Genomic DNA, 15931 nt, shown 5'->3' on the forward strand with positions numbered 1-15931 from the left:
GGGATTATTCAGGTCCGACTAGTTAACCAATCGCGCAATAATAAAACTCATTCTTTTCCACCAAGGAGCCAAAAGATGGTCGCAATCGATGTAACGAATCGTCCCGAACCGGTCGCTACAGAATGCGCTGCTAGCACCAGCGAAGCGGGCCAAAGCACACCACGAAAACCACGTGTCTGCGACGGGGGCCCGGACATCCTGCCCGATATGGGGCGGTTTGTGACGTTGGTGCGGCAGGTCTCGCATCGCCCGCTGATTACGCAATGGTTGCAGCACGCACAGCGGTTGCCCGAGGTGGACTGGGACAACAGCGTGGGCGCACTTTACAAGCGCAGTCTGTTTGCTGCGGTGGCAACATTGCCGGGGCTTACGCGCAAGCACCTGGAAGATGCGGCAGATCGCATCCTGCTGCTTGCCGATGACTATGGCTGCCAGGTGGTCAAGTCCTTGTTGCTCGATGCCGATGAAATCGATGGTAAAACGGTAGAGACCGCACTGGATAAACACGGCCGTGCGCTTTACCTGTATCTGTGCCGGCTGAGCAATGCCGCTGACCGTCGCTTTGAACAAGCCGAAATGGCTCGCGAGCAGGCTCGCCAATGGAAATCCGAAACGTATGCCAGTCATTTCCGTGGGCCGGCGGGGGTGGTCATTGCGCTGGATGAGGCGCTGAAGGAAAAGCTCAAAGGGGCGATTGCCCGACTTTACCCTCAGGCACCGCTGGAGGATGTTGTTATTGAGCATTTCCAGCGACGGGATCTCGCGCAAGCAGGCTCGGGCGACGCAGAAGAAAATGAGCCGACAGCCCCTGGTTGCACACTTGAGCGGGTGATCCAGCCATTCCGCGCCGGGCGGTGCGTCGTTGGCAATCAACAGCAGCATCGCTGCTTTGAGCCGTTTCATGTCGTATCGCCCGGAACGAGAGAGCCTCACCTTGGAAAGCTCATTGCCAAGTGCCTGGGCCGCGACGCCGTTGCACGCCCAGTGCTTTGCCGAGCGCCAGCACCCCATCCCCCGCATTCACTGCATCCCAGGAGTAACACGCCATGTCTTATCGAGATGCATGATCGGCTGTACTGTCGACCCCCGTCAGGCTAGCGATTTTATTTTTGGAGGCTGGATAAGACAGTCGGCAGGAATCCCCAGTTTCTCGTGTAGGTTTCTGATCATGTTCAGCGTCAGCGGGCGTTTGCGGTTGAGAATCTCATAGACCCGATTCAGCCGCCCAATGACCGGCACCAGGTCCTTGGGCGTCAGCCCAGCCTGATCCATGCGGAACTTGATGGCTTCGACCGGATCGGGAAGATCAATCGGGTAGTGCTTCGACTCGTAGGCCTCTACAAGCGTCAAAAGAATCTCAAAACGATTGCCATCGGGTGTGTCGGGGGCCGGCTCACTGTCGAAGTAGGCCGAGAGTTCGCGTAGCGCAGCCTTGTAGTGCTCTTCGGTTCGAATCGGGCGAATGTCCATATCAGACCTCCATTTCTACAGTTTCGGCGTCTACGGCATCGTATTCCTTGTGGGTTCCGATGAACTTCACATAGACCGCTTGGTAGTGGTAAGCAACAGAGACCACCAGCCGGTAATCGTTGCCCTTGATGTTGAACACCACGCGGCGATTCTTTAGGATGCTCGCGCTTCGATCCAGGTCAGCGCTTCGCGTATTTCTCGTTCCGCCACCCGTCCCTTCGTCGACAAGTCATCGAGATCGACCGTGCAATCGCGCCCATCGCGGTGCCGCAACCGATGTTCCTGCTCAACCGCCTGCGTCAGGGTGTTTCCGAGGTTCTGTCAGAACACGGGAGCAGTAGAACCGACTGTCTATTCCTCAAAAAGATCCGAGTGCGTACCACTGCGGACAAAGTTGATCATATCGTCCTCGATCTGGTAGATCAGCAGAAAGTCACCGCCAATGTGACATTCCCGGTGGTCGGCCCAATCGCCCTTGAGCGGGTGATCCAGCCATTCCGCGCCGAGCGGTGCGTCGTTGGCAATCAACAGCAGCATCGCTGCGTTGAGCCGTTTCATGTCGTAGCGCCCGGAACGAGCACGTCTGCCGTGAGGCAGAACCCTGCCCGAAGGCAGGACGCGTGGCGGGTGTGCTGGGTCGATTATAGGCCTCGGCAGTCTCCTGAAAGAATGTGGGTTACACAGGCCTCCAGACAGCTTGGTGTGTCGCGAGTTCAGTTTTCACGTTTTATCAATGGCCGTGCCGGTGTTACGCCTGATCTTGCTATCCGTCTATCCAAATGGATTCCGGCGCCCACAGCAATTATGTGGCTGCAGATGCAGGCTGATTACGATCTTTGGCAGGCCGAGCGCTCAGGGCGTGAACTGCAGGTCGAGCCGGCGCATGGTGTGCCCGCTTAATCCACCAAGCTATGGATGGGCTGGTGGGTAACTTTCGGGGTTGCCCGCCTTGCTAGTATCACCAAGCGCAATAAAACCAGGGGTAGGCCAGGTTGACCTGGCCCGCGTCCTCGTGGCGGCAAACCCGTGAGCTTATTGGAGGCCTGCACCTCAGGCAAGCGTCAGCAGCGCCTTGATCTTGGCCTTGATTTCGGCCATTTCGCGCGCGGTGGCAAGCCCTTTTTCTCTGCCTGGCGGGTTTTCCAATCAAGGCTTTTGACCTGGTCGGCCAGGGCTGCACCGCTTGCCCCGCTCTGGCTGAGCACCACTTCGAAAGGGTAACCCTTGATCTGGCTCGTGATCGGCACGCAGACCAGCAGCCCCGAGCGCTGGTTGTAAGCCTTCGGGCTCAAGACAACGGCAGGTCGACGACCGGCCTGCTCGTGTCCGCTTTGTGGGGTGAAGTTCAGCCAGACGATGTCGGCCTCTTCAGGGACGTAAGCGCCCATCAGAGCAACTCCTGCCCTTGTGGGAGGCCGAAGTCCTGCTCGGTGTGTCGGTTCTTGTCCGTCATACCCGCCAGCAAATCGTCCAGGCTATAGGTTGGAGTTGCGGGTTCGATGACGATGCGGCCGTTCTCGGCACGCACCTCAACCGCTTGCTCAAGCGTCAGGTGTGCGGCCTCCATCACGGCAGCTGGCAAGCGAATGGCTGGGCTATTGCCCCATTTTTTGACAATCTGATGTGCCATGACTGACTCCGTAGAAACATTTGTAGATACGTTCAAAGTGTAGGCGATCTTCACAGAAGTATCAACAAAAGTATTAACTGAATTTACAGGAGCCCCCAATGGCGATTCTGACTGCCAGCGGTCGCGCCGCGCTTGCCGCTGCGATCAAGCAACAAACCCTGCATTTGGCGCGCGGGATGGCTTTGTGCGCTGTACGGTAGTAGCTCACCATGCGCCGACTGATGCCAAGAGCCTCTGCAGCCGTGGTCAGGGAAAGATCGTTGCGGCGCATCCAGCCGTCGAACATCTCGTGGCTGACTTCGCCCGCCTGTTCCTTGGCCCAGGCATAGACGTTGTCCTCGCCGAATTCGGTGTCGAACCACTCGATACTGCCACCCCGCTCGGCAATGCGGACACGCGCAAAAATCTCCGGCTTCAGGATGGCCGACAGTGCGGGTGTCTTGCGCAGGATGTCGCCGACATCGACCCGCAGCACTTCACCGGTGCTCCAGGTGGTACGCAGGCGATACGGCGCCAGGGCTTCAACGGCCTGCAGTTTCGGGAAAAAGTAGTCACTCATGGGTTGTTCCTTCGCCATTCGTCGAACAGGAAATCCTTGTTCGCTTCGATCCAGATCAGCGCTTCGCGTATTTCTCGTTCCGCCACCCGTCCCTTAATCGACAAGTCATCGAGATCGACCGTGCAATCGCGCCCATCGCGTAGCTTGACATGGACATGGGGTGACGGGTGGTCGTCGATGGAATACAACCGGGCGCAACACGACTGGCGCCTGGTCGTGCCGGCAGGTGGCAACTCCATCACTACTTGCATTGAGTGAGAGACGCGCCTGGCACTGCAATTTTTTACACAAAGGTCGCGGCCGAAACGCCGAAACGCTCGCTCAGTGCCCGCACTTGCCGAATATTGAGGTCGCGCTTGCCGGTGAGGATTTCAGAGACAACGCCTTGGCTGCCGATCTCGGGGAGGTCACTTTGCTTGAGTCCGTGCTGCTCCATCAGGAGCTTCAGGGCTTGCACGCCGGTGGTCTCGGGCAGTGGGTGATGCTCGGCTTCGTAGTCCTCGATCAGGTCGCCCACGATGTCAACCAAGCCCATCGCGGGATGGTTTTCATCGCCCCGGGTCTCGTCCAGCAAGGCTTCGAGCATTTGGGTCATCCGCGCGTAGTGGGCCTCGTCCCGGATGGGGGCGATATCGGTGGCGGCACGGAACTGTTCCCAGACGGGGAGCAGGTGCTTCACGTCGATAGCTGCATTCATGATTTCCATGCTCCTTTGTCGTATTCCCGGTGGGTGAGCACCGCCTTGATGTACACGATTTGCTTCTCGAACCGGATGTAGGCGATCAGACGGTACTTGTTGCCGCCGATATCGAACACCACCAACTCGCCGACCTTGTCCACTGCATTGAAGGCGGCTTTGAGCTCGACCCAGTTGGCAAACCGGTTCTTTTCAATCACCCGCCGCCATCCCTGCAAGGGGGCTTCGGCCTGAGGATGATCGGCAGCGAAAGCCCGCAGGGCGCTGTTGCTGATGATTTTCATGGGGCCAGTATATCTCAATTTGAGATAAACGCAAGCAGGCCAACCACGGAGGTCTCCCGGTCCGCTCTCAGCGGTGCATCGTTGGCAATCAACAGCAGCATCGCTGCTTTGAGCCGTTTCATGTCGTAGCGCCCGGAACGAGAGAGCAGCACTCAATCCTTTCGGAATGCCTTGGTGCAATCGGCTGACCGGCCCCCAGTGTCAGCATAGTTGGTCAGGATGAGAGCCAAACGAATTGGCGTTTGATCTTGGGAGCGATCTATCGTCAGATGGGCTTGCCCAGATTGCGCAGTAGGCGGGTATCGGTCTGCAAGGACTGAGGTTCGCCCAGCACAATACGGGCGAAGTCCGGATGGCGTGGATTGATGAGGATGTTGCGCTCTGCGGGCACGACAGCGCTTGGAACATTCAATACCGCTGTTTGAGCCTCTTGCAGCCACGCCTGCCCCATGGTCTGCAGGACATCTCTCGCGCCGATGGTTCTCCAGTCTTCCGGCAGCTGATCTACGTCGATGCGTGTTTCGGGCAGGTCTGCTGGCAGCTTGGCCGGAATCAGCACGTAGTGCGCCCGTAAGGGATCGTCTTGCACCATTAGTTCGAGCAAGGCCAAGGACTGGGATTGGGCGGTATAGACCACCTCCCAACCCTTCGGATTCCAGCGTCCGCCGTAGAGCCTGGCGCCTTCACCACTGAAGGCGGACTGGGCAAAGCGGGTCGTGGTGATGCGCCAGACGGTGCGCATCAGGCAAACACCCCGTGCTCGATCCTCCCCAGGGTGTCCAGCACGCTGTCAGCACCGATCTCCGTGTCCAGCAGTGACAGCGGGGTCACGCCACCGAGTGCCGCATTCTGGCTTTGCAGCCAGTTCAGGGCGCTGTCGGCATCTTCAAAGACGGTTTCGGCACGCTCGACCACGCGAGCAAAGCGCACGAACTTGGCGGATTCCTCGGGTGAGAGCGCACCTTCGCGCTTGCGCCGGGCCAGTGTCCGCTCAGGGATGGCCAGCGCGTGTGCCAGCTCACTTTGGGTGATGCGTGTGATGCGCACCACCGCATCCACCGACGCTGAGGGCAGTCCTTGGCGAACCAGGGGAATCCAGTCCATCATCACCCGGGGGCGAGCATGCAGCACGGCTTCGCCTCCAAGCAGGTTTACTGCCGAAACAAACGAGGGATGCAAGCTGGCAGTCGTCATGGGGTCCTCTCGTGAAATGAAGCCATTTGGCGTCTAGTTTAGTCAAAAATGGCGTCAAAGTCCATGGCGCCTATCCCGTCCCCCAAGGGCATCGTCTCGGTGCCGTCGTACAGCAACACGCCCGGCGTGTCTAGCCCGGAAATTTCACCAAAAGGAATCGGCGCATACCTTTAAGCCCGCATAAAATCGAGGTGCAAAACAAGATTTTGGGAAGGTAGCGCCGATGCCAAATCGTACCACTGAAGAGCTGAACTTTGGGCGCCTTGGACGCCGTCATTTGCAGGCCAATTTCCAGGGCGGTGACCAAATCGGCCGAAAAACGCTCGGATCACTTGGCGGATGAAAAGTCCGGGCTAAGTACGGTTTATTTGACCCCATCTTCTAATAATGGCCTGCAAGCGTATATCCTTGATCTAACCGGTAATAATGGCAGCCTGGGTAAGGGTAAGTACCTGCTGATCAATAACAACAATCAGCAAATGGATAGCGGCGACTTGTTCATCGAACTGACTGGATCCACCTCGTCAGTTGCGAGTGACTTCATTTTGGTCGCTTAGCCGCCTTTGAAGTCGCCTGCTGCAGCAGACAGTACCAGGCAGGTTTCCCATTGAAACAAACGAAGGCTGCCGGCTGGCAGCCGTTATGGCACGCCTGCGGTATTTGCTACAGCACTGCCCCCAGAAGAATGTCATCAATACTGCTCAGGTTTTTCACGCCGACCAGTTTTACCACCATGTCGGATACTGCCAGCCCGGCTGTCCCGTCACCGTTGAACAGGTAGGTGTCACCGTTGTATTCGTAGGCGGTCAGCCGCTGGTTCGTACCCATATGAATGGACAATTGCTCCAGCACATACTGCAGTGTGCCGGTTTCAGGCAAAGTGCCTGTACTGATCTTGGTGAGACCCTTGTCAATATGGAATGTGATGCCATCAACATTAAAAGTCGCATCGTCCAGTGGTTCGTCAGACTCACCGTTACCGCCCAGATACAGTCTGGCCGGGTGAATCATGTCTTTGCCCGGTGTGAACCCGTGGATTTCGTCTATGGCCCAGAAATGCGAGTCGGCAGGGGTCGCCGTTCCGGCTTCAATAGTAATGACGCTGACCCCGTCGGTTTCTGTCTCAAGCCATACGGTATCGGCCCCTTTGCCGGGTACGATGGCGCTCAGGCCACTTCCTCTGACGGTAATGAGGTCGTTGCTTTCGGTGGCGATGATCACGTTGCCTGCCCCATTGGTGCCGATGTCCAGCGTTACCGGGCCGCGTGCGCTGCCTGTGTAATCCGGTGACCAGGTTCCGGTGCCGTCGCCGGCAACATAAACCGAGCCGTCACCCAAGAGTCTGATGCCGTTCAAGTGCTCCGGGTGGGCTGACACCGTGTTGTCAGCGGGCACGGTAACGATGCCCGAGTTGGCAAAGTCGAGGTGGACCTCAGGCGCAATGACCAGCAGGTCGGTGATATCCAAGGGGTTGTCCAACGTGCTTGTCGTCAGTTTTACCGTGCCATTGCCAATAATGGCAAAGGAATTGCCAGTACAGCCGCAATCAAGGCCAACGGCCAATAACGACGCCTGTTCCGGGCTGATCACCAGAGTTTCACCGGTGCGCAGCCGGATGACATCAGAACCGGCATCCCACGCCGAGGTGTCAAGAGTGGTTTTGACGGTGATGCCGTTGCGCCCGACACGCAGCGCGTGCGGTTTGCCCGAAAATGTCGTTGTCTTTTGCTGTTTTAACAGTTTGTACAAGGTCACGCCGGCCACGTTCGACGGCTGGATGCGCATTCTGGCGCAGGTGCCCGATAGCGTGCTGTGGCTGCTGGAAGGTAACCCGGCGGCCCGGGCGAATCTGGTGCGGGAAGCCCGTGTCCGTGGCATCCAGCCTGACCGTCTGGTGTTTGCCCGGTCATTGCCGCTGCCCGATCACCTGGCACGGATGTCGTTGGCCGACCTGTTTCTGGATACGCTGCCTTGCAATGCGCACACTACGGCCAGCGATGCCCTGTGGGTGGGTGTGCCGGTACTGACCTGTGCGGGGCGTTCGTTTGCAGCGCGTGTAGCGGCTAGCGTGTTACGGGCGGTGGGTCTGGATCAGTTGATTGTGACGACACCGGCCAATTACGAAGACCTTGCCGTTACGCTGGCACAGCAGCCCAAGCAATTGGCGCAAATTAAAAACTATTTAACCGAAAATCGACTGCATTTTCCACTGTTTGACACCCCACGCTATGTCAGGTACCTGGAATCGGCGTTTGTGAAAATTGTCGAACGGTTCCGTGCCGGCCTTGGGCCGGATCACGTCGTGGTTGCCGCCAGTCGTGCGACCGATTAAGTATGGCTTGACGCAGCGTTTTATTTGTTCATCGTCAGTACCGATGAAGCATCAAGCCCGATACCGTCGTTGTTCAGGCGCCGGGCACCGTTGTAGCGTTTTTGCCAGTAGGCGATGGTCATGTCTTCGACACGTACCACTGAACCTGCCCGGGGGCGTGAACAAACTGGTTGTCGCCCAGGTAAATGCCGACGTGTGAAAACCGGTGGCCCAGTGTGTTGAAAAAGACCAGGTCACCTTTTTCAGTTCGGATTTGGCGATGGGGGTGCCTTGCTGGGCGATTTCGGCCGAGCGGCGGGGCAGCTTCAGGCCCAGGGATTTTTCAGCGGCATAAATAACCAGCCCGCTGCAATCGAAACCGGTATCGGGTTCATCGCCGCCCATCTTGTATTTCACACCCAGATGTTGCAACGCGGTGGATGCCATGGCGCGTGTACCGGCGGGTTTGTCGTAACCACGGTTGCTGGAGTAGCTGTAACCAAACTCGTTCATGGCCAGATAGGCGCCGAGCGGGTCGGCGGTGGCCTGGGCCTGGTAGGTGTTGCGCAGCGATGTGCCGGCGGTGGTTTGGTTGGTTGTGGCGCAGCCTGCCAGAATGGCACTGGCGCCGAGTGTGGCCGCAATCGCAATACGTCGCGGTGCCATGAATGAAAAGAGACGAGTAAATAAAGATGTTATCGATATTGGCGGCATAGGTAAGGGTTGGCCCATTTCCGGGCCGGCAATTTTTCGCGTGACCGAGTTTAACTAATCATGTCGTTCAGGTAAAGTCATGGTTTATCCCTGTTAATGACACTTGAGCGCCACATCATGAAAACAAAACCCTTTTTAACAGCAGATGACGTCAAGGCCATTCTGGCAGCCGCTGAACGCCATGCCCTTGAAAATCAATGGGCGGTCACCATTGCGGTGGTTGATGACGGTGGGCATTTGCTGGGCATGCTGCGTCTTGATGGTGCTGCTCCGGTTTCTGCGCAAATCACGCCGGCCAAAGCGGCGGCGGCTGCGCTGGGTCGTCGTGAAACCAAGGTTTACGATGACCTGATCAACGACGGTCGCTTTTCGTTCTTGTCGGCCCCGGGCCTGTCAGGGCTGCTGGAAGGCGGTGTGCCGATTATTGTTGATGGTCATGTCGTGGGGGCGGTGGCCGCTGGTGGCGTCAAGTCCAGTGACGATGCGGCCATCGCACGCGCCGGTATTGCTGCAATTGCGTAACTATCGCAGCACTTCGTCGTCCCGGCCCCCTGCTGAATCAGGGGCTTTGCGCGCGCGCTTGCTCCGGGCGTACAAAAGCGCGAATTCTGGGGTTGGGCGTTCTATGATTTTGCCAATTCCGGCTACACCACCGTGGTGCTCACCACGGTGTTCAACACCTATTTTGTCAGTGTGGTGGCGGCCGGGCAATCGTGGGCTACGCTGGCGTTGACCTCGGCCCTGTCCCTGTCTTATTTGCTGGTCATGCTGACCATGCCCTGGCTGGGGGCCTATGCAGATGCCAACCAGCGCAAGCGTCGGGTGCTTTTTATCAGCACGGCCGGGTGTGTGGTGGCGACCGCCGGCCTGGCGGGTATTGGTCCTGGTATGGTCCTGGCCGGGCTGGTCGCGTTGGCGCTGTCCAATTATTGTTATTGCGTCGGCGAATCCACGATCGCTGCCTTTTTGCCGGAACTGGCCCGGCCCGAAAGCCTGGGCCGTGTCTCGGGTTGGGGGTGGGGGTTTGGTTATTTTGGCGGGATGCTGGCCTTGGGTTTGTCGTTGGGCGTCGTCTCTGCCTTGTCGGCAAAAGGCTTTGAGGCTCCCGTTTATGTGCCCTTTGTCATGGTGCTGACGGCAGTGATTTTCGCGGTTTCGGCTATCCCGTCTTTCCTGTTCCTGCGCGAACGCTCGCCGGCATCGCATCGGCGGCGTCACTCTGCGTTGCGTCAATTGTTCGTGGCCTGGCAAGACATCAACCGCAATTTCATCGATTTTCGCGGGTTGCTGGTGTGCGGGGCGTTTTATCAGGCGGGCATTGCCGTCGTCATCACGCTGGCAGCGGTGTATGCCACCGAAGCGATGGGCTTCACCATGGCGCAGACCATGCTGCTGGTGTTTGTGGTCAATATTGCGGCGGCGGTCGGGGCGTTGGCGTTTGGTCATGTGCAAGATCGTATCGGTCATAAAAAGGCGTTGGGCGCCACGTTGGTGGTGTGGGTGCTGATGGTCGTACTGGCCTGGCAGGCCACAGACGTACGGCTGTTCTGGCTCTCAGCCGTGCTGGCAGGGCTGTGCATGGGTACCAGTCAAAGTGCGGGGCGGGCCATGGTGGGTGCGCTGGCTCCGGCAGGTCGTCTGGCCGAGTTCTATTCACTCTGGACGTTTGCCATCCAGCTGGCGGCTGTCGTGGGTCCGTTCAGTTACGGGTTGGTTACCTGGCTGACTGGCGGCAACCATCGTCAGGCTTTGTTATTCACGGGGTTGTTTTTTGTGGCGGGCTTCCTGGTGCTGCTGAAGATTGATTTTGCGCGTGGCGTGCTGGTGAGCGATACTTATCGGGTTGTCAATAATTCCAAGAACTCTCGGGAGCTATGAATGGTGTCCACACAGATCAAGTCGGTATTGGTAGAAAACCGGGTGTTTCCGGCATTTCCGGAGCTTGTGCGTACTGCGAATATTCCGGGTGCTGACGCGTATCAGGCGCTGGTCGATGAAGCCGAAGCGTCACATGAAGACTTCTGGGCCCGACTGGCCAAAGAAAACCTGAAATGGTCCAGGCCGTTCACGCAGGTGCTCGACCAGTCCAACCCGCCGTTCTATAAATGGTTCGCCGATGGCGAGCTGAACGTCTCTGAAAACTGCCTTGACCGCCATCTGGGCACTGAAACCGAGCACAAAACCGCCATTATTTTTGAGGCCGATGACGGCGAACTGACACGCGTTACCTACCGCGAACTCTACGAACGGGTCTGCGCCTTTGCCAATGGTTTGAAGTCGCTGGGTTACCAGAAGGGTGATCGCGCCATCATTTATTTGCCGATGTCCATCGAGGCGGTGGTGGCCATGCACGCGTGCGTGCGTCTGGGCATTACACATTCCGTGGTGTTCGGTGGGTTTTCGTCAAAAAGTATTCACGAGCGCCTGGTCGATGTGGGTGCGTCGCTGGTTATTACGGCCGATGAACAAATGCGTGGCGGCAAGGCGATTGGTCTGAAGCCGGCTGTTGACGAGGCCCTGGGTATGGGCGGCTGCGAGGCCGTGCGTCATGTGGTGGTTTACCGCCGTACCGGTGGCAATACGGCCTGGACGCAAGGGCGTGATCTCTGGATGCACGACGTGGTGGCGGGGCAGGCCAACGAATGTGCGCCGGTACCGGTCAATGCCGAACACCCGTTGTTTATTCTGTATACCTCAGGTTCTACCGGCAAGCCCAAGGGGTGCAGCACTCTAGCGCCGGCTACCTGCTGTGGGCCTTGCTGACGGTTAAATGGTCGTTCGATGCCAAGCCTTCCGATGTGTACTGGTGTACGGCCGACGTGGGCTGGATCACGGGTCATACCTACATTGCTTACGGTCCGCTGGCGGCAGGTATTACCCAGGTCATGTTCGAAGGGGTGCCCACGTATCCGAACGCGGGGCGTTTCTGGGACATGATCCAGCGTCACAAGGTCAGCGTGTTCTACACCGCGCCTACGGCCATTCGTTCGCTGATCAAAGCGTCCGAGCTTCAGCCCGAATGCCATCCGCGTAATTATGACTTGTCGTCGTTGCGTCTTATTGGTTCCGTCGGCGAACCGATCAACCCGGAAGCCTGGATGTGGTATTTCAAAGAAGTGGGCGGCGAGCGTTGTCCGGTGCTGGATACCTGGTGGCAGACTGAAACCGGTGGCCACATGATCACACCGTTGCCTGGCGTTACTGCGCTCAAACCAGGCTCATGCACCATGCCGCTGCCGGGTATTGCCGCTGCCATTGTGGATGAAACCGGGGGCGATGTTGAAAACGGCATGGGTGGTTTCCTGGTGATCAAGCGGCCCTGGCCCGCCATGATCCGCAACATCTGGGGTGACCCTGAACGCTTCAAGAAAAGCTATTTCCCGGAAGAGCTCAAAGGCTATTATCTGGCCGGTGATGGTGCGCAGCGCGACACCGATGGCTACTTCTGGATCATGGGGCGTGTTGACGATGTGCTGAACGTATCGGGACACCGTCTGGGCACCATGGAAGTCGAGTCGGCGCTGGTGGCCAACCCGCTGGTGGCCGAGGCGGCTGTGGTCGGGCGTCCCGACGACACGACCGGTGAGGCCATTGTGGCGTTTGTCGTGCTGAAAGGCAGCGTGCCCCAGGGCGATGATGCCGTGCAAATTGCCAGGCAGTTGCGTGACTGGGTCGCCAAGGAAATCGGCCCGATCGCCAAGCCCAAAGACATCCGCTTTGGTGAAAATCTGCCCAAGACGCGTTCGGGGAAAATCATGCGTCGTCTGTTGCGTATCGTCGCCAAAGGTGAAGAGGTCACGCAAGACGTCTCGACACTCGAAAACCCGGCCATTCTCGATCAGTTGTCAAAGTCGGTTTAGTCGGGGCTTGCACCCTCAGGCGTGCGCCCGGCATGGGCGCACCGCAAAAAGCCAGCGCGATGCGCTGGCTTTCAGATTGTTGATAAACCCCCTGTTTTTTGCGGCGGGGTTTATTTTGTGCCGGCAAATGGCCCGAAACATTGGTTCGGGCCATTTGCCGGTTGTCGGCAGGTTCAGGCCGTTGTTTGCTGGTCTCTTACATGCCGTTGTAAACCGGGCCTTCACCGCCTTGCGGGGCCACCCACACGATGTTTTGCGTGGGGTCTTTAATGTCGCAGGTTTTGCAGTGAATGCAGTTTTGGGCATTGATCTGCAGGCGATCTGAACCGTTGTCGTCTTTGATGAACTCGTACACCCCGGCCGGACAGAAGCGGGCTTCGGGGCCCCCGTATTTGGCCAGGTTGATGTTCACCGGCACTGACGGATCTTTCAGGGTCAGGTGGATAGGCTCATCTTCTTCGTGGTTCGTGTTCGAGATGAAGACCGAGCTGAGCCGGTCGAAGGTCAGTTTGCCGTCGGGTTTCGGGTAATCAATACGGGCGCATTGGGCCGCCGGTTGCAGGCAGGCATGGTCAGGCTTGTTGTGACGCAGGCTCCAGGGCATTTTGCCTTTCAGCAACCATTGTTCGACACCGGTCATGACCGTACCGACGGTGCGGCCTTTCTTGAACCATTGCTTGAAGTTGCGGGCCTTGTTCAGTTCGGCGTGCAACCATGACGCTTCGAAGGCGGTGGTGTAGGCGGTCAGTTCGTCGTGGCTGCGCCCGGCCATAATGGCGTGTACAGCGGCTTCTGCAGCCAGAGCGCCGGTCTTGATGGCCGCATGGCTGCCTTTGATGCGCGAGGCGTTCAGGAAGCCGGCTTCGCAGCCTACCATGGCCCCACCGGGGAAGGTGAATTTGGGCAAGGACAGCAAGCCGCCGGCGGTTAATGACCGTGCGCCGTAGGCAATGCGCTTGCCGCCTTCAAAGGTTTTACGGATGGCCGGGTGCGTTTTGTAACGCTGGAACTCTTCGAAGGGTGACAGCCAGGGGTTGGCGTAGTCAAGCCCGACAACCAGGCCAACGACCACAAGATTGTCTTTCAGGTGATAAAGGAACGAGCCGCCGTAAGTATCCGAATCGAGCGGCCAGCCTGCCGTGTGCATGACCAGCCCGGGGCGTGATTGTGCCGGGTCGACTTCCCACATTTCTTTGATGCCGATGGCGTAGCTTTGCGGGTTGCGGCCCTGGTCGAGTTTGAAGCGGTCAATTAACTGGCGGCCCAGTTGCCCGCGCGAACCTTCGGCAAACAGGGTGTAGCGCGCATGCAGTTCCATGCCGGGCTGGTAGTTGGCGGTGTGCGAGCCGTCGCGGGCGACGCCCATGTCGCCGGTGGCCACGCCCTTGACCGAGCCATCATCGTTATAAAGGATTTCAGCTGCGGCAAAACCGGGGAAGATTTCAACACCCAGTGCTTCGGCTTGCTGGGCCAGCCATTGGGTGACTTCACCCAGACGAACAATATAGTTGCCGTGGTTCTGGAAACATTCGGGAAGCAGCCAGGCCGGGGTCGAACGTGACCCTTTTTCGGTCAGGAAAAGGAACTGGTCTTCGCTGACTGGTGTATTGAGCGGCGCCCCTTTTTCTTTCCAGTCGGGAATCAGTTCGGTGAGTGCGCGCGGGTCCATGACGGCCCCCGACAAGATGTGCGCACCGGCTTCGGCACCTTTTTCAAGCACACAGACACTGATGTCGTGGTCTTTTTCGGTGGCCAGTTGTTTGATGCGGATGGCGGCGGCCAGCCCGGCAGGGCCGGCACCGACAACCACCACGTCGTATTCCATCGATTCGCGTTCAGCCATGGATAGCGTTCTCCCAGATGAATTATTTTGTTGTATGGTCCGATTGTAGTTCAGGTGGCGTCGGCTGTTTCAACGTTGTCCTGTTATCGTCAGGCCGTTTTTCGTTCAAACTTTTTCATTTCAATTTTTTAGAAAATTTACTATGTCGACTGAGTCCAGTGTCGCCGCGCTTAAAGAGGGTGCGGTATTCAAGAGTGTCATGCCAGTGCGTTGGGGTGACATGGATGCCGTAGGGCATGTCAACAACACGCTGTATTTCCGTTATGTGGAAGAGGCGCGTGCCCAGTGTTTTGACGCGGAAAACGTGTTCTTCCCGAATGATCGGGTGCCGTTGCTGGCGCACGCTTCGTTTGATTTCATCAAGTCGGTGATTTACCCCGCCACGGTGGTGGTCATCATGACGGTGACGCGTCTGGGGCGCTCCAGCCTGACGTTTGATGTGGTTATTGAAACGCAGGATGAGCCTGGTGTGGCCTATGCCAAAGGCAAGAATGTGGTTGTGGCCGCTGAGCGCAGCAGCGGTCAATCGTCGCCCTGGACGGTGGCTGAACTGTCGCACCTGGCACGGTTTTTCGTCTGACGGTTTGGTAAGTTATAGTTTGCCCTGGCCGAAAAACCCGCGAAGCGGGTCAGCAGGCCAGCCAAGGAAGATACTACGGTGGAGCACCTATGAACAAAGTGTATGCAAGTGCCGCAGAAGCACTGAAAGGCCTGGTGGCCGACAACCAGATGATCGGGGTTGGCGGCTTTGGCCTCTGCGGAATTCCCGAAGCCCTTATTGCCGCGCTGCGCGACTCCGGCGTGCAGAACCTGACTTGCGTCAGTAACAATGCCGGCGTCGATGGGTTCGGTCTGGGTCAATTGCTTGAAACGCGCCAGATCAAGAAGATGATCTCGTCGTACGTGGGCGAAAACAAAGAGTTCGAACGCCAGTATCTGGCCGGCGAGCTTGAGCTTGAATTTACACCACAGGGCACGCTGGCTGAAAAGCTGCGGGCGGGTGGTTCCGGGATCCCGGCGTTTTACACGCGTACCGGTGTGGGTACACTGGTGGCCGAAGGCAAGGAAGAGCGCGAGTTCGACGGCGAACGCTACATTCTTGAACGTGCGTTGGCCCCCGATGTGTCGCTGGTCAAGGCCTATATGGCCGACCGCAGCGGCAATCTGGTGTTCCGTAAAACCGCGCGCAATTTCAACCCCGATGTGGCCATGGCTGGCAAGGTCACGGTGGTCGAGGTTGAAAAGATTGTTGAAATCGGCGAAATCGACCCCGATGACGTTCATTTGCCTGGCATTTACGTGCAGCGCATTGTCCTGAACGCGACCCCCGAAAAACGTATTGAAAAACGCACTGTACGCGGAGACTGAG

21 protein-coding genes and 3 pseudogenes are annotated in these 15931 nt (G+C 57.9%); 9 read left to right on the forward strand and 15 right to left on the reverse strand.

Annotated elements, in window-relative coordinates; translation table 11 throughout:
• The first annotated feature begins 75 nt into the window (after nt 1-75).
• Nucleotides 76-1098 (forward strand): hypothetical protein, encoded by a 1023-nt coding sequence (locus tag N7E01_RS13670; RefSeq protein ID WP_289173253.1) that lies wholly within the window; start codon nt 76-78, stop codon nt 1096-1098.
• On the opposite strand, the gene N7E01_RS13675 is transcribed toward N7E01_RS13670, so the two are convergent.
• From N7E01_RS13675 to N7E01_RS13685, 3 genes and pseudogenes are all read right to left on the reverse strand, one after another.
• Nucleotides 1090-1470, reverse strand: coding sequence for a helix-turn-helix domain-containing protein (locus N7E01_RS13675; RefSeq protein WP_289173254.1), 381 nt, complete (start codon nt 1468-1470; stop codon nt 1090-1092). The two genes, N7E01_RS13670 and N7E01_RS13675, sit on opposite strands and share 9 nt — an antisense overlap.
• A 1-nt stretch (nt 1471) precedes the next feature.
• Nucleotides 1472-1642: pseudogene (locus tag N7E01_RS13680) on the reverse strand (type II toxin-antitoxin system HigB family toxin); the annotation flags it as partial.
• Nucleotides 1643-1821: 179 nt separating this feature from the next.
• Complete coding sequence (locus tag N7E01_RS13685) at nt 1822-2085, reverse strand: type II toxin-antitoxin system YafQ family toxin (protein WP_434089585.1); 264 nt, start codon at nt 2083-2085, stop codon at nt 1822-1824.
• A 54-nt stretch (nt 2086-2139) separates the two neighbouring features.
• Between N7E01_RS13685 and N7E01_RS13690 the strand changes: the two genes are divergently transcribed.
• The gene (locus N7E01_RS13690; protein WP_289173255.1) at nt 2140-2370 is read left to right on the forward strand and encodes a HigA family addiction module antitoxin; all 231 of its coding nucleotides are present in this window, start codon (nt 2140-2142) and stop codon (nt 2368-2370) included.
• Nucleotides 2371-2531: 161 nt separating this feature from the next.
• Here the strand turns inward: N7E01_RS13690 and mazF are convergent, their stop codons facing one another.
• The 9 genes from mazF to N7E01_RS13735 all read right to left on the reverse strand — a co-directional run bounded on the left by mazF (nt 2532) and on the right by N7E01_RS13735 (nt 5834).
• Nucleotides 2532-2858, reverse strand: a complete 327-nt coding sequence (gene mazF / locus N7E01_RS13695) for an endoribonuclease MazF (RefSeq protein ID WP_289173256.1) — start codon at nt 2856-2858, stop codon at nt 2532-2534.
• The gene (locus tag N7E01_RS13700) at nt 2858-3100 is read right to left on the reverse strand and encodes an AbrB/MazE/SpoVT family DNA-binding domain-containing protein (RefSeq protein ID WP_289173257.1); all 243 of its coding nucleotides are present in this window, start codon (nt 3098-3100) and stop codon (nt 2858-2860) included. Before N7E01_RS13700 ends, mazF begins: the two co-directional genes overlap by 1 nt.
• Nucleotides 3101-3173: 73 nt before the next feature.
• A complete protein-coding gene (locus N7E01_RS13705; RefSeq protein ID WP_289173258.1) occupies nt 3174-3659 on the reverse strand; it encodes a DUF2442 domain-containing protein in 486 nt (161 codons plus the stop codon).
• Nucleotides 3656-3910: a DUF4160 domain-containing protein gene (locus tag N7E01_RS13710; protein ID WP_289173259.1), complete on the reverse strand. Its 255-nt coding sequence runs from the start codon at nt 3908-3910 to the stop codon at nt 3656-3658. Before N7E01_RS13710 ends, N7E01_RS13705 begins: the two co-directional genes overlap by 4 nt.
• 32 nt (nt 3911-3942) lie before the next feature.
• The gene (locus tag N7E01_RS13715) at nt 3943-4356 is read right to left on the reverse strand and encodes a helix-turn-helix domain-containing protein (protein WP_289173260.1); all 414 of its coding nucleotides are present in this window, start codon (nt 4354-4356) and stop codon (nt 3943-3945) included.
• The gene (locus tag N7E01_RS13720) at nt 4353-4640 is read right to left on the reverse strand and encodes a type II toxin-antitoxin system HigB family toxin (RefSeq protein WP_289173261.1); all 288 of its coding nucleotides are present in this window, start codon (nt 4638-4640) and stop codon (nt 4353-4355) included. Before N7E01_RS13720 ends, N7E01_RS13715 begins: the two co-directional genes overlap by 4 nt.
• A gap of 14 nt (nt 4641-4654) precedes the next feature.
• Nucleotides 4655-4792, reverse strand: a complete 138-nt coding sequence (locus tag N7E01_RS13725) for a hypothetical protein (RefSeq protein WP_289173262.1) — start codon at nt 4790-4792, stop codon at nt 4655-4657.
• Nucleotides 4793-4905: 113 nt separating this feature from the next.
• Nucleotides 4906-5382 (reverse strand): RES family NAD+ phosphorylase, encoded by a 477-nt coding sequence (locus N7E01_RS13730; RefSeq protein ID WP_289173263.1) that lies wholly within the window; start codon nt 5380-5382, stop codon nt 4906-4908.
• Nucleotides 5382-5834 (reverse strand): Xre family toxin-antitoxin system antitoxin, encoded by a 453-nt coding sequence (locus N7E01_RS13735; RefSeq protein WP_289173264.1) that lies wholly within the window; start codon nt 5832-5834, stop codon nt 5382-5384. Before N7E01_RS13735 ends, N7E01_RS13730 begins: the two co-directional genes overlap by 1 nt.
• 254 nt (nt 5835-6088) lie before the next feature.
• On the opposite strand from N7E01_RS13735, the gene N7E01_RS13740 reads away from it, so the two are divergent.
• Nucleotides 6089-6391: a hypothetical protein gene (locus tag N7E01_RS13740; RefSeq protein WP_289173265.1), complete on the forward strand. Its 303-nt coding sequence runs from the start codon at nt 6089-6091 to the stop codon at nt 6389-6391.
• Between the two features lie 106 nt (nt 6392-6497).
• On the opposite strand, the gene N7E01_RS13745 is transcribed toward N7E01_RS13740, so the two are convergent.
• The gene (locus N7E01_RS13745; protein WP_289175870.1) at nt 6498-7583 is read right to left on the reverse strand and encodes a hypothetical protein; all 1086 of its coding nucleotides are present in this window, start codon (nt 7581-7583) and stop codon (nt 6498-6500) included.
• Between N7E01_RS13745 and N7E01_RS13750 the strand changes: the two genes are divergently transcribed.
• On the forward strand, nt 7504-8166 hold the full coding sequence (locus tag N7E01_RS13750) for an O-linked N-acetylglucosamine transferase family protein (RefSeq protein ID WP_289175817.1): 663 nt from the start codon (nt 7504-7506) through the stop codon (nt 8164-8166). The two genes, N7E01_RS13745 and N7E01_RS13750, sit on opposite strands and share 80 nt — an antisense overlap.
• A 20-nt stretch (nt 8167-8186) precedes the next feature.
• Here the strand turns inward: N7E01_RS13750 and N7E01_RS13755 are convergent.
• Nucleotides 8187-8811, reverse strand: a pseudogene (locus tag N7E01_RS13755) (C40 family peptidase).
• A 165-nt stretch (nt 8812-8976) separates the two neighbouring features.
• Here N7E01_RS13755 and N7E01_RS13760 point away from each other — a divergent pair.
• The 3 genes and pseudogenes from N7E01_RS13760 to acs all read left to right on the forward strand — a co-directional run bounded on the left by N7E01_RS13760 (nt 8977) and on the right by acs (nt 12719).
• On the forward strand, nt 8977-9381 hold the full coding sequence (locus tag N7E01_RS13760; RefSeq protein WP_289173266.1) for a heme-binding protein: 405 nt from the start codon (nt 8977-8979) through the stop codon (nt 9379-9381).
• A 36-nt stretch (nt 9382-9417) separates the two neighbouring features.
• Nucleotides 9418-10737, forward strand: a complete 1320-nt coding sequence (locus N7E01_RS13765) for an MFS transporter (protein WP_289175818.1) — start codon at nt 9418-9420, stop codon at nt 10735-10737.
• A gap of 3 nt (nt 10738-10740) precedes the next feature.
• Nucleotides 10741-12719 (forward strand): annotated as a pseudogene (acs, locus tag N7E01_RS13770) (acetate--CoA ligase).
• 196 nt (nt 12720-12915) lie between these two features.
• Here acs and N7E01_RS13775 read toward each other — a convergent pair.
• Complete coding sequence (locus tag N7E01_RS13775; protein WP_289173267.1) at nt 12916-14562, reverse strand: electron transfer flavoprotein-ubiquinone oxidoreductase; 1647 nt, start codon at nt 14560-14562, stop codon at nt 12916-12918.
• A 142-nt stretch (nt 14563-14704) separates the two neighbouring features.
• Here N7E01_RS13775 and N7E01_RS13780 point away from each other — a divergent pair, with 142 nt between their 5' ends.
• Nucleotides 14705-15142, forward strand: coding sequence for an acyl-CoA thioesterase (locus N7E01_RS13780; protein WP_289173268.1), 438 nt, complete (start codon nt 14705-14707; stop codon nt 15140-15142).
• Nucleotides 15143-15231: 89 nt separating this feature from the next.
• Nucleotides 15232-15930 (forward strand): CoA transferase subunit A, encoded by a 699-nt coding sequence (locus N7E01_RS13785; RefSeq protein WP_289173269.1) that lies wholly within the window; start codon nt 15232-15234, stop codon nt 15928-15930.
• Nucleotide 15931 lies beyond the last annotated feature (1 nt).

It is taken from the genome of Neopusillimonas aromaticivorans (assembly GCF_030344915.1).
Classification (GTDB): Bacteria; Pseudomonadota; Gammaproteobacteria; order Burkholderiales; family Burkholderiaceae_B; genus Neopusillimonas; species Neopusillimonas aromaticivorans.

Excerpts from the sequence above, each read along its gene's own strand:
- N7E01_RS13775 (WP_289173267.1), bottom strand. The coding sequence starts at position 14,562 with ATGGCTGAACGCGAATCGATGGAATACGACGTGGTGGTTGTCGGTGCC.
- N7E01_RS13780 (WP_289173268.1), top strand. The coding sequence starts at position 14,705 with ATGTCGACTGAGTCCAGTGTCGCCGCGCTTAAAGAGGGTGCGGTATTC.
- N7E01_RS13675 (WP_289173254.1), bottom strand. The coding sequence starts at position 1,470 with ATGGACATTCGCCCGATTCGAACCGAAGAGCACTACAAGGCTGCGCTA.
- N7E01_RS13690 (WP_289173255.1), top strand. The coding sequence starts at position 2,140 with ATGTGGGTTACACAGGCCTCCAGACAGCTTGGTGTGTCGCGAGTTCAG.
- N7E01_RS13715 (WP_289173260.1), bottom strand. The coding sequence starts at position 4,356 with ATGAATGCAGCTATCGACGTGAAGCACCTGCTCCCCGTCTGGGAACAG.
- N7E01_RS13720 (WP_289173261.1), bottom strand. The coding sequence starts at position 4,640 with ATGAAAATCATCAGCAACAGCGCCCTGCGGGCTTTCGCTGCCGATCAT.
- N7E01_RS13750 (WP_289175817.1), top strand. The coding sequence starts at position 7,504 with ATGCCGTTGCGCCCGACACGCAGCGCGTGCGGTTTGCCCGAAAATGTC.
- N7E01_RS13705 (WP_289173258.1), bottom strand. The coding sequence starts at position 3,659 with ATGAGTGACTACTTTTTCCCGAAACTGCAGGCCGTTGAAGCCCTGGCG.
- N7E01_RS13710 (WP_289173259.1), bottom strand. The coding sequence starts at position 3,910 with ATGCAAGTAGTGATGGAGTTGCCACCTGCCGGCACGACCAGGCGCCAG.
- N7E01_RS13760 (WP_289173266.1), top strand. The coding sequence starts at position 8,977 with ATGAAAACAAAACCCTTTTTAACAGCAGATGACGTCAAGGCCATTCTG.
- mazF (WP_289173256.1), bottom strand. The coding sequence starts at position 2,858 with ATGGGCGCTTACGTCCCTGAAGAGGCCGACATCGTCTGGCTGAACTTC.
- N7E01_RS13735 (WP_289173264.1), bottom strand. The coding sequence starts at position 5,834 with ATGACGACTGCCAGCTTGCATCCCTCGTTTGTTTCGGCAGTAAACCTG.
- N7E01_RS13785 (WP_289173269.1), top strand. The coding sequence starts at position 15,232 with ATGAACAAAGTGTATGCAAGTGCCGCAGAAGCACTGAAAGGCCTGGTG.
- N7E01_RS13730 (WP_289173263.1), bottom strand. The coding sequence starts at position 5,382 with ATGCGCACCGTCTGGCGCATCACCACGACCCGCTTTGCCCAGTCCGCC.
- N7E01_RS13670 (WP_289173253.1), top strand. The coding sequence starts at position 76 with ATGGTCGCAATCGATGTAACGAATCGTCCCGAACCGGTCGCTACAGAA.
- N7E01_RS13700 (WP_289173257.1), bottom strand. The coding sequence starts at position 3,100 with ATGGCACATCAGATTGTCAAAAAATGGGGCAATAGCCCAGCCATTCGC.